The organism is Paenibacillus sp. FSL W8-0194 (assembly GCF_037969745.1).
GTDB classification, from domain to species: domain Bacteria; phylum Bacillota; class Bacilli; order Paenibacillales; family Paenibacillaceae; genus Paenibacillus_AQ; species Paenibacillus_AQ cookii.
Genome location: NZ_CP150205.1, coordinates 5,383,129 through 5,395,242 on the forward strand (window position 1 = coordinate 5,383,129; position 12,114 = coordinate 5,395,242).

Annotated in this window: 6 protein-coding genes; all 6 read right to left on the reverse strand. The window is 55.2% G+C overall.

Annotated features, from left to right (window positions below):
* Positions 1 to 152: 152 nt before the first annotated feature.
* Positions 153 to 2,666, reverse strand: coding sequence for a DUF3656 domain-containing protein (locus MKY58_RS24965; RefSeq protein ID WP_339322516.1), 2,514 nt, complete (start codon positions 2,664 to 2,666; stop codon positions 153 to 155).
* A gap of 342 nt (positions 2,667 to 3,008) precedes the next feature.
* A complete protein-coding gene (locus MKY58_RS24970; protein WP_339322517.1) occupies positions 3,009 to 4,937 on the reverse strand; it encodes a stalk domain-containing protein in 1,929 nt (642 codons plus the stop codon).
* Positions 4,937 to 6,073: a trypsin-like peptidase domain-containing protein gene (locus MKY58_RS24975; protein ID WP_339322518.1), complete on the reverse strand. Its 1,137-nt coding sequence runs from the start codon at positions 6,071 to 6,073 to the stop codon at positions 4,937 to 4,939. Before MKY58_RS24975 ends, MKY58_RS24970 begins: the two co-directional genes overlap by 1 nt.
* Before the next feature lie 293 nt (positions 6,074 to 6,366).
* Positions 6,367 to 6,576 carry a hypothetical protein gene (locus tag MKY58_RS24980; RefSeq protein WP_036710521.1) on the reverse strand — a complete coding sequence of 70 codons (210 nt, stop codon included), beginning with the start codon at positions 6,574 to 6,576 and terminating at the stop codon, positions 6,367 to 6,369.
* 377 nt (positions 6,577 to 6,953) lie between these two features.
* A complete protein-coding gene (uvrA, locus tag MKY58_RS24985) occupies positions 6,954 to 9,815 on the reverse strand; it encodes an excinuclease ABC subunit UvrA (RefSeq protein WP_212949912.1) in 2,862 nt (953 codons plus the stop codon).
* A 155-nt stretch (positions 9,816 to 9,970) separates the two neighbouring features.
* The gene (uvrB, locus tag MKY58_RS24990; protein WP_339322519.1) at positions 9,971 to 11,962 is read right to left on the reverse strand and encodes an excinuclease ABC subunit UvrB; all 1,992 of its coding nucleotides are present in this window, start codon (positions 11,960 to 11,962) and stop codon (positions 9,971 to 9,973) included.
* Between the last annotated feature and the right edge of the window lie 152 nt (positions 11,963 to 12,114).

The following is a 12,114-nucleotide window of genomic DNA, read 5'->3' on the forward strand; positions in this document are numbered from 1 at the left end:
AAATTCTATGTAATACACGGTTAATACACGATTTATACATTAACTATTACCCTATTATATCGGACTTTACCCGAATTCGCTTGAATGTAAAAAAAGCCCCCGCTTGATCAGAGGAGAAATGATCAATGCAGGGGCGATATCGGTTAGATCCTTTATTTCACCAACTGCCCCCGGGTTACCCCGAGCTGATTGGTGGCTTTCAGCGTTTTCCACACCTGGGTGCCGCTGATTTCGCCGCGCAGGGCGCGGTTGTAGAGGTCGATGACCTCATGCACCTGCTCTTTCGTTTCCTCGAGGAACTCGACGCGGTAGCGCGCTACGCCCAGGTCCATGAAGTTCGTCAGGTACTCGGCGCCGGATTGCTCGATGGCGTTGTAGACCGTATTGCGGCAGCCTTCGTCCACCCGGACCGGGTGGGACATGCCGATGCGGTCCTGCAGCGATACCCGGTGCGCTTCGCACGGGCGGCCGCAGTTGGTGTAGTCGGTGCCTTCGCTCAGGAAGGTGCAGTATACGCAGTGCTCGGTATGGAACATCGGCAAATGCTGATGGATGACGATTTCCATCCGCGACGTGTTCGAACGTTCGAGCAGATCGACCATCTGCTGGATGTTCAGGTCGTACGACGGCGTAACGATGTCGCAGCCGGCTTCCAGGAACAGGTTCACCGCTTTATGGTTGGCGATGTTCAGCGAGAAATCGCCGATCAGCTGCGGATGTTTGGCATCCGGGTTCTGCATCCGTTCGCGCAGGTAGAAATACAGCGCGCCGGTGTTGCGCACCAGCACGGCGTCCGGCTGGAGGCGCAGGATGTTTTTGTGGATGCCGTTCTCGATCGGCATATGGATGCGCGGCGTCACGAGCGCAATCCGCTTGCCGGCCGCATGAACGAGCTCTACCGCTTCCTTGAATTGCTTGATGAATTCGAAGTCGGCGTAGATAAACTGGACGCCGGCTTCCAGCGCAGCCTCCACCTGCGGGAGGCTGCGGCACAGCGCGGTGAGCTCCGCCTCACCGCGGGCCACCGGCGATGCGCTGCGCGCCGCATCGCCGAACACGTCCACCGCCCGTTTCACGTATACGGGCGGCTTCGGGCGCTCGCCAGCGAGCAGCTCCACCGCACGGCGGCGGATGCTGTTCAGCTCGCGCATGGGCAAGATGACGTCGCCTTGCAGGTCGACGTCCAGCTTCTCCAGCTGGAACACGGTGCCGCCCAAACGGCCGAACTGCTCTTCGAGCAGCGCGTAATCCATCGGCCGTTTCTTGGCGACTTCCAGTTCCAGCTCCGAATCCACCTGGACCGTCGTGCCTTTCTGCACATCGGTCCAGATCGTCGTCAGCAGGCCGCCGGCATGGCCGAATGCTCTCACATGCACCGGAAAGACCCGGTACGGCTTATCCGTCTCGAACGTTTGGCGCAGGCGCTTGTCCAGCGCCGGGTCGTTCGTTTTCCAGATGCGGTCGCCGACATGCACCTTATGCAGGTCCACGTCGCTGCGGCCGGGAACGATATCGACGATCCAGCCCTCGCCCGCTTCGCCTTCGATCTTGACGCCTTTGCGGCGCAGATCATAGATACGTCCGCCTTCTTCCGGCTTGGTCGGATCCCCGGCGTCAAACACGATGCCGTCCCCGCGCTTCAGCGGCGCTTCGATTTTGCACACGACGCCGTCGCGCAAAATTTTCTCCACGCGTCCGACATATACGCCGCGGCTTTTCGGGAACGTGCCGTCTACCAGCTTTTTATTGTTCGTGCCTTCCAGGAAGCCATGCGTAAACCCGCGCGAAAAGCTCTGCTGCAGCTCGCGCATCTCCTCCTTGCTCGGCTTCGTGTCGTCTCCTTCGAAGTAGCGGTCGATCGCCTTGCGGTATTTGCTGACCACGTTTGCGACGTATTCCGGGCTTTTGAGGCGCCCTTCGATTTTGAACGAAGTCACCCCCGCTTCGATCAGCTCCGGCATCAAATCGATCGCCGCCAAATCCTTCGGCGAAAGCAAATACGCAACGTCGCCCATCGGCTTTTGCTCGCCGTCGACCATCAGGTCGTACGGAAGGCGGCATGCCTGCGCGCATTCGCCGCGGTTCGCCGAGCGGCCGCCCCACATTTCCGAGGTCAAGCACTGACCGGAATAGGAAACGCAAAGCGCCCCGTGCACGAAAACCTCCATCGGCAGCTTCGCCTGCTCCCCGATTTTCTGGATTTGCTTCAAATTGTTCTCGCGGCCCAAAACCACGCGTTCCATGCCCCAAGGTTTCGTAAATTCGACGGCCTCCGGGGACGTGATCGTCATCTGCGTGGATCCGTGAATCGGAAAGTCCGGAGAAATTTCACGGATCATTTTGACCAGCCCCAGGTCTTGGACGATGACGGCGTCGACGCCCGCGTCGATGCACGCATCGATCAGCTCTTTGGCGTCCTCCAGCTCGTTTTCGAACACCAAAATATTAAACGTCAAAAACCCTTTTACGCCGTAGCTATGCAAAAACGACATGATTTCCGGAAGTTCGGCCATCAAAAAGTTGTTGGCGCGCGCCCGGGCGTTAAACTTCTCGACGCCGAAAAAGATCGCGTCCGCCCCGTTCGCCACCGCTGCCCGCATGCAATCCCAATCGCCGGCCGGCGCAAGCAGCTCCACATCTTCCCTGCGCAATGCTTTTGTGCTCATGTATATCCTCCCAAACCGGCTTTTGCCGGTTGCTGTAGTTTTTGTTTCTATTAATCCAAGTTATCTTCTTCAAACTCTTATAACCTCTTCAACTTATCTAGTTTACCAGACATCCCGCAATCCATCTACTACGACCGAGCGATCCACGGGTGGTGGATTTTGCAAACATGCACGCTATCATTTTGGTCAAAATAGAAGCCAGGCATTCGGGCCATGAAGGCATCTGATATGGATCTCGGACTATACAGCTCTTCCTTCTTTTCAAAAAAACGCAAGCAGCCCCTTTGAGGAGCCGCTTGCGGTCAGTCGATGATGAATTTTATACGTGCTTATGCTCGTTCCTTATTTCGCTTTTTCCGTCAACGCAAACGAATTCAGCGTCTGTTCCAACGCCGCTTTTTGCAGCTCGGTCGCATTGGCGTCATTGAGGGACGCGCTGATCGTGTAGACGACGTCGTCCTTTTGCAGCAAAATCTGGCGCGCGCTGTATGGGATGCCGTCCTTCACCTGGTGCACCGTGATTGAAACTGCCGGCACGCCGGCAAAGGTGATGTTTTCGGTCTTTTCGACTTTCAGGTCCTTCTGGTATTTCGCGGCCTCCGCGTAATACGCTTTGAGCTGGCTCGCCGTCGCATCCAGGGAACCCGACTTCTCGGCTGCAATCCGGAATCTCCCTCCGACAAACTGATATTCGACGGGAGATCTTTCGAATTTATCCTGGATCGCGGTCCAGTACTGCGGAATGTTGATTTTGTAGCCGAACGTCTTGGACTGCTTCGTCGTCGCTTTTGTTTTGCTGATCAGGAAGGCGTCTTCCTCCATTTTGCCAAACGTGTCGGAGACGACGTCAAAATCGATCTCAATGGACTTCATCAAATCCTTGAATTTGTTCAAGTCCTCTTTGTTGGCCTCCGGCACGGCGTATTCGGCATAATAGCGGTAGCCGTTATGAAGCACCATCACTTCGTATTCCGTGAACCAGCCGTCGCCGTAGTTGTACCGGACCTCGTTGACGAGCCCCTTCTCGCCGGAAATCTCGATCGGAGTCGTGCCTACGAATTGATAAGCATCCTGCACAAAAGCCTCTTTGACCCACGTTTTCAAATCCTCGCTCCACTGCTCCAGGCTTTCGCCTTTCGGCGAGGAGGAGACGTCCAGCTTCAGATAACTTCCCTTTTTGCTTTCGTAATACATATTGGCATTGTCGACGCTCCAGCCTGCAGGCACGTCCAGAGAAACGCCGTAATCGTCGTTCCCTTCGCGGCGCATGCCGTTTTGGACGGTGGAAAGGTCTTTTACCGTTTTATCATAACCGTTGTAGCCGATGCTGAACGAATCCAGGAATCCGGCATACCGTTTCAAATCTTTGTAGTTCGTTGCCTTCAGGTCGGCAAAATACACCTCGTATACCCGGCCGTTTGCATAATAGCTGCGGTTTTCCCAGAACGTCCCGTCCCCGTCTTTGCTGATGATGCGGGCATACGGCACTTTGGCCTGCGGGAAGCTTTCCCGGTCCACCACCAATTCGCCGGCATCTTTCGCGTCGCTTACCAGCATCTCAAGCAGCTCGTCCGCTCCGAGCTTGACGTCCTGATCGTTTGTGTGAACCTCGACGTAATAGGTATTCTCCGCATCCCCGAACGACACGATGCTCTCATCCTGCTCCGAATCGCCCAGAAGCAGGCCGCTCGGGTAGTTCATCGACCATTGATAGTAGCTGTTGCCGATTTTCGTTTTGCCCTGATCGGTGTCAATGCCCGGGTCTTCCGGATCACCGGTATCCGACGGCGCCAGGCTGACGACAAGCGTTCCCGTGCTTCCCGGCGCCAATTCCGCCCCGATGCCTTCGGCCACCAATCTGAGCGGGGCCATCAACGTTCCCGATACCATCGCCGGCGCAGCTTCCAGCTTTATTTTACGTCCGTCGACCCAAGCAGTATGGCTCCCGATCGTCATGGAGACCGTATGGGGCCCATACATCACTTTCACGACGTTTTCGCCTTCAAGCCGTATCTGGCTGCCAAATGCGCGTTTGAACAACCCCAGCGGAACCATCAGCGTTCCGTGGTCCAAATACGGTTTTGCGATCTTTTCGTCTTTTCCGTTCAGCAAAGCCGAGGTGCTTCCGGCCTTTACTCTAAACGATAGTTTCTCCGCCGCATTGTCGGCCCACGCCGGCATCGCCGCCGAAAATACGATGCTTCCCGCCAATAACGCGGAACCCCATTTCAAAACCCCGTTTCTCTTCATCCGTGCATGTCCCTTCCCCATTAAAATTCATCTCCGGCATCGACCGCTGCCGCTTCCCCGATGGCGTCCTCCCCGAGCTCCACCGTCAGCACGAGCTTGCGGACCACGATATCGCCGTCGCTCTGCATCAGCAACTTGACCGTTTGTCCAGGCATATAGGCTTTGAACAGTTCGTTGATGTCCACGATCGATGTGACGCGTTTGCCGTCAATGCTGTACAGGACGTCATTTTCGCGGATGCCGGCCTTCTTCGCTTCCTCGGAGACGACCTTCGTGATGGTCAAAGGATCCTGCGTCGGCAGCCCCACGATCGCGGACCAGCTCTCCTCCATACTGAATCCCAGGCTTGGCCGCTTGACCTCGCCGTATTTAAACAGCTGGTTGATCACGTACTGCACCGTTTCCGACGGAATCGAAAATCCCATATTTTCCACGCCGACCGCCGAAAACTTCATGCTGTTGATGCCCAGCACTTCGCCTTTCATGTTGACGAGCGGTCCGCCGCTGTTGCCTGGATTGATCGCCGTATCGCTTTGAATCAACCGGTACGAGGCGTTAATGGCCCGGTTCAGGCCGCTGACCACGCCCACGGTTGCAGAATTGCGAAAAGAGAACGAAATCGGCGTGCCGATCGCCACGACCTTTTCCCCGACCTGGGCGTTTTGCGCCGACTTGGCGAACACGGCCGGTTTCAGGTTGGAGGCATTGATTTTGATCAAGGCCAAATCGCTGATTTCATCGACGTATGTATCCGTAATTTTATACGTTTTGCCATCCGCAGTGACAACGACGGTGCTTTGCAGTCCGTTCACGACATGGGCGTTGGTCACGATCCAGCCGTTCGGCCGAATGATAACCCCCGTGCCATGCATCAAGTTGTTGCGGTCTGCCGTGGTTTGTCCTGCCGGAGCCCGGCCGATAATGCCGACGACGGACGGCGAAATGTCTTTCACGATTTGCGGAACCGGATCCGCAGCAACTTTCAGCGGATTCGGCACCGCAGTTTTTTGATTTTTGGCAGCCGCGGCCGCCGTCGCCGTTTTGGCTTTTGCAGTCCCTTGCTTCGCTGCGGTTTGCGCGCCGGCTTGAGCGGCACCGCTAAGCAGCAGCAGGCTGCAGAACAGTATCATGACCCTCTTTTTCCCCATAGGCTTCATCGTCCTCACCTAGCCTCATTTTTCTAATTTTACACATTATTGGTGCTTCTCCCCTGAACCTTAATGCCAAATGTAACACAGAATATTAAAGTGTACAATTCATCCGTAGCCCTATCTTTTAAAGGCGAAAAAGAACATTTACCGACAGCGATACCGACCCCTGAACGTCGCGGACGAATGCTCTGCGGGTCAGGCGAAACGCCGGGCATTCCCATGTATCAGCGTATAAAAAAAGACCCCTTCTACGCCCCAGGGCGCAAGGTGTCTTCGTCATGCTTTGCGTAAATGTCGGCCTAGCTTAACCAGTTTTGAACCATTGCATAATCGGAAGCAAGGAAAACCAGCAAGCAAATGATGCTGAATCCGATTGCAAACTTGTTCTTGACCGGCTGTCTGATCAAACGAATGGTTCCGATCAAAATAAGCAGCGTAAACAGTATCATAAAAATATCAAAGGTGTTGAATTTGGATGCGGCTGATGCAGCAGCTTCTGCAAGCAACATGATTGGACCTCCTCTATGAACGTTCGCTCGTTTTTACATATCTCCTTACATGTTATCCTTCTGCCGGGGCAGATGCAAGACTTTCCCTTCAAAAAGCCTGCAAAAAGTTGAAATTGTCATGAATTTGCCTATTTTTGGATAACGATGCCGTGAAAAGGATACTTAAAAAGACCTGAACCTGCTTTGTCATAGTATGGGTTTATTCGTCCCAAAATATGTTCGGAACAACCAAAACAACCCCACAAAACGGGGCTGATGGCCTCGAATCCGAATCAAGGACTTTGCAGGGCCCCCAGAATTTATCCATATGTTATAGAAAAAGAAACCGCCGGAGTTTCCCTCCGGCGGCCATGTCTCCGCTGCCTGGGAAACGAGAATCAGCTGCTTACCTTCATCGCTTCGGTGCGCGCCGTATCCCGTTCCAAAATAGGCTTAAGATATTTCCCGGTATAGGAAGCCTCAACCTGGACGATCTGCTCCGGCGTGCCCGTCGCGATGATCGTTCCGCCGCCGCTGCCGCCTTCCGGCCCGAGATCGATCAAATAGTCGGCCGTTTTAATGACGTCCAGATTATGTTCGATGACAAGCACCGATTCGCCCGAATCGACCAAACGGTGCAGCACGGTCAGCAAGCGGTCGATATCGTCCACGTGAAGCCCCGTCGTCGGTTCGTCAAGAATGTACATCGTCTTGCCGGTACTGCGGCGGTACAGCTCGGAGGCCAGCTTCACGCGCTGCGCTTCGCCCCCGGACAACGTCGTGGCCGGCTGCCCCAACGTAATGTAACCGAGACCCACGTCAAGCAGCGTTTGCAGCTTCCGGTGGATTTTCGGGATGTTTTTGAAAAATTCCGTTGCGTCCTCCACCGTCATTTCCAGCACATCGGCGATGCTTTTGCCTTTGTATTTGACCTCCAGCGTTTCGCGGTTGTAGCGTTTGCCTTTGCACACTTCGCAAGGCACGTACACGTCCGGCAGGAAGTGCATTTCGATTTTGATGATGCCGTCCCCGCGGCAGGCTTCGCAGCGCCCGCCCTTGACGTTGAAGCTGAAGCGTCCCTTTTTGTAGCCGCGGATTTTCGCTTCGTTCGTTTGCGCGTAAATGTCGCGGATATCATCGAACACGCCGGTATAGGTCGCAGGGTTCGAACGCGGCGTACGCCCGATCGGAGACTGGTCGATATCGATGACCTTTTCCAAATGCTCGAGACCGCGGATCTCCTTATGCGCCCCCGGACGCACTTTCACGGCTTTGTTCAGCTCTTTCGCAAGCGTTTTATACAAAATCTCGTTGACCAGCGTCGATTTCCCGGAGCCGGACACGCCCGTCACGGCCGTGAATACGCCGACCGGTATTTTGACGTTCAGGTTTTTCAGATTGTTTTCGCGCGCGCCGCGGATTTCCAGCCAACGGCCGTCCGGTTTTCTCCGGTTCGGGTTGACGGGAATGAACTTCCGGCCGCTTAAATATTGTCCGGTCAAGGAGTTCGGATCTTCCATGATTTGCTTCGGTGTCCCTTTTGCGATGACGCGTCCGCCATGAATGCCCGCCCCCGGACCGATGTCGATGATATAATCGGCGGCGAGCATCGTATCCTCGTCATGCTCGACGACGATGAGCGTGTTGCCAAGATCCCGCATATGCTCCAGCGTCGCGATCAGCCGGTCGTTGTCGCGCTGGTGCAGGCCGATGCTCGGCTCGTCCAAAATGTACAGAACCCCCATCAAGCTGGAGCCGATTTGGGTCGCAAGCCGGATCCGCTGGGCTTCTCCGCCGGACAAGGTTCCCGCCGCGCGGCTGAGCGTGAGGTACTGCAAACCGACGTTGACAAGGAATCCCAGCCGGCTGTTGATTTCCTTCAGAATCAAATGGGCGATGGAGCGTTCCTTTTCGCTCAGCTCCAGCGAATCGAACAGCTGCATCGCGTCGCCGATCGACAAGCTGGTCACGTCGGCGATATTATGCCCGCATACCGTTACCGCGAGCACTTCCTTTTTCAAACGATGCCCTTTGCAGACTTCGCATGGTTTGGCGCTCATGAAGTTTTCGATGAACTCGCGGATGCCGTCCGAAGCGGTTTCGCGGTAACGGCGCTCGAGGTTCGGAATGATGCCCTCGAACACGACGTTCGCTTCCTTCCGCTGCCCGAAGTCATTTTCGTAACGGAATCGGACCTTTTCGTTGCCGGTTCCGTACAGCAGCTTGTCCATGTCCTCTTTTTTCAGCTGGCTGACCGGAACGTCCTGCGGAATGCCGTAATGCTCACATACGGAGCTCAGGAACTGCGGATAATAATTGGAGGTGCTTCCCGTCCAAGCCAAAAACGCCCCTTCTTCGATCGATTTTTCCATGTCCGGGATGAGCAGGTCCGGATCCACGATCATTTTGACGCCGAGGCCGTCGCAGGCCGTACAAGCCCCGAACGGGCTGTTGAACGAAAACATGCGCGGAGACAGCTCTTCCATGCTGAAGCCGCAAATCGGGCAGGCAAAGTTGGAGCTGAAACGCAGCTCCTCCTGGCCGATGATGTCCACGAGAATTTGACCGCCGGAAAGCTTGAGCGCCGTCTCGATCGAATCCGCAAGCCGGGCTTCGACGCCTTCCTTAATGACGATCCGGTCCACGACCACTTCGATCGTATGTTTTTTGTTTTTCTCAAGCTCGATATTTTCGGAAAGATCCCGCAGTTCCCCGTCGACGCGAACCCGCACGAAGCCTTGTTTGGCCACGTCGGCGAACAGGCTTTTATGCTCGCCCTTGCGTCCGGACACGAGCGGAGCCATCAGCTGGAGTCTCGTTTTTTCCGGGTAGGACATGATCCGGTCGACCATCTGTTCCACGGTTTGGGAGGTAATCTCGATGCCGTGCTCCGGGCAATGGGGATGCCCGATTCTCGCGAACAGCAGGCGGAGATAGTCGTAGATTTCCGTTACCGTCCCTACGGTTGAGCGGGGATTGCGGCTGGTCGTTTTTTGGTCAATGGAAATGGCCGGGGAAAGGCCGTCGATCGAATCCACGTCCGGTTTCTCCATTTGGCCCAAAAATTGGCGCGCGTACGCGGACAAAGACTCCACGTAACGGCGCTGGCCTTCGGCATAAATCGTATCAAAGGCCAGGGAGGATTTACCCGATCCGCTTAATCCCGTCAGTACGACAAACTTGTCCCGCGGAATGGTAATATCGATGTTTTTCAGATTATGAGCCCGTGCGCCTTTGATGACGATATTTTCGCTTGCCAATGCTCGTTCATCTCCTTTGGATCATAAAGCCGGCGTTCTTTGCGAGCTTTATGGCATCAGTTTGTTTATGATAACGCCATAATGACGTTTCTAATATTCACAAAGAGAACGACCTGCGATTCGTGGCCGTTCTCTTCTCTTGTTTCAACTTGCAGTTATTCCGCCTTCAGCTCCAGCAAAGCATCGCGAAGTTCGGCGGCGCGTTCGAACTGGAGGTTTTTGGCCGCTTCCTTCATCTCTGCCTCCAGGCGCTGAATGACCGATTGGCGTTCCTTCTTCGACATTTTGCCTGCAGCGTCCGACAAGTATTCCGCCTTCGATTCGGCGACCTTCGTCGCTTCGATGACGTCGCGGACCTTTTTGCGGATCGTCTGCGGCGTAATGCCGTGTTTCTCGTTGTATTCGATCTGCATTGCGCGGCGGCGGGCGGTTTCCTTGATCGCCTTATCCATCGACTCGGTCATCTGATCGCCGTACATGATGACGAACCCTTCCGAGTTCCGCGCCGCGCGGCCGATCGTCTGGATCAGCGAGCGTTCGGAACGCAGGAAACCTTCCTTGTCCGCATCTAATATCGCGACAAGCGATACCTCCGGCAGGTCCAAGCCTTCACGCAGCAGGTTGATGCCGATCAATACATGGAACACGCCCAGCCGGAGATCCCGCAATATCGCCATCCGCTCCAGCGTCTTGATATCGGAATGCAGGTACCGGACCTTGATGCCGATCTCCTTCAAATAATCCGTCAAATCCTCCGCCATCTTCTTCGTAAGCGTCGTCACCAGCACGCGTTCGTCGCGATCGATCCGTTCCCGGATCTCCCCGATCAGGTCGTCGATCTGCCCTTCGGTCGGGCGAACCTCGATGATCGGATCCAGCAGTCCCGTCGGACGGATGATCTGCTCGACCATCGTATCGCAATGCTCCATCTCGTACGGTCCCGGCGTCGCCGACACGTAAATGATCTGGTTCACCTTTTCCTCGAATTCCTCGAATTGCAGCGGACGGTTATCGAGGGCCGAAGGAAGGCGGAATCCATGATCCACCAGCACCGTCTTCCGGGCCCGGTCCCCGTTGTACATCGCCCGGATTTGCGGCAGCGTGACATGGGATTCGTCGACCACGATCAAAAAGTCGTCCGGAAAATAATCGAGCAGCGTATACGGCGTTGCGCCGCGCTCGCGGAAGGTCAAAGGACCGGAGTAATTCTCGATCCCGGAACAGAAGCCGATCTCCTTCATCATCTCGATGTCGTAACGCGTACGCTGCTCGAGCCGCTGAGCCTCCAGCAGTTTGCCTTCGGAACGGAAATATTCCAGCCGCTCCTCCAGCTCGCGTTCGATGTTTTGCAGGGCGACCCGCATCGTCTCTTCCTTCGTAACGAAGTGGGAGGCCGGGAAGATGGCCACATGCTCGCGTTCGCCGACCAGTTCTCCGGTAAGGACGTCGATCTCGGTGATCCGTTCGATCTCGTCCCCGAAGAACTCGACCCGGATGGCCCTCTCGCCGTTCGAAGCCGGGAAAATTTCGAGGACGTCGCCGCGGACGCGGAACGTGCCGCGAACGAAGTTGATGTCATTGCGTTGGTACTGGATGTCGACAAGGCGGGACAAGATCTGGTTGCGCGGCTTTTCCATGCCGACGCGCAGCGACAGCAGGAGGCTGGAATATTCGGAAGGCGAACCGAGGCCGTATATGCACGACACGCTGGCCACGATGATCACGTCCCGGCGCTCGAACAGCGAGCTCGTCGCGGAGTGCCGCAGCTTGTCGATTTCCTCGTTGATGCTCGAATCTTTTTCGATATAGGTATCGGATGATGGGATATAAGCTTCCGGTTGGTAGTAATCATAGTAGCTGACAAAATAATCCACCGAATTGTTCGGGAAAAATTCCTTGAATTCGCTCGCCAGTTGGGCCGCCAGCGTCTTGTTGTGGGCGATCACCAGCGTCGGGCGATTGACCTTGGCGATCGTCTGCGCGATGGTAAACGTCTTTCCCGTTCCCGTTGCCCCAAGCAAAGTCTGGTGCTTTTTCCCTTGCTTAAGTCCTTCCACCAGTTCCCCGATCGCCTTGGGCTGGTCGCCCTGCGGCTTGTAGTCCGAGATCAGCTCGAACGGTTTGGTACTGACGACAATATCACTCATTGCCCAACATCACCCTTATCATCTAAAATAGATATTCTAAACTATATGTCGAGATTTCCCGATAATATGAATAGGAAAATCTTTGTTGAAATAGGAATGCTTGTTCCCGTCTATTATACTCTGATCACCTGCTCTATGCAAACCCTAACTCA

Bases quoted from the DNA above. Each gene is read 5' to 3' on its own strand.
- uvrB (WP_339322519.1), bottom strand. From the start codon at position 11,962: ATGAGTGATATTGTCGTCAGTACCAAACCGTTCGAGCTGATCTCGGAC.
- MKY58_RS24975 (WP_339322518.1), bottom strand. From the start codon at position 6,073: ATGAAGCCTATGGGGAAAAAGAGGGTCATGATACTGTTCTGCAGCCTG.
- MKY58_RS24980 (WP_036710521.1), bottom strand. From the start codon at position 6,576: ATGTTGCTTGCAGAAGCTGCTGCATCAGCCGCATCCAAATTCAACACC.
- MKY58_RS24965 (WP_339322516.1), bottom strand. From the start codon at position 2,666: ATGAGCACAAAAGCATTGCGCAGGGAAGATGTGGAGCTGCTTGCGCCG.
- MKY58_RS24970 (WP_339322517.1), bottom strand. From the start codon at position 4,937: ATGGGGAAGGGACATGCACGGATGAAGAGAAACGGGGTTTTGAAATGG.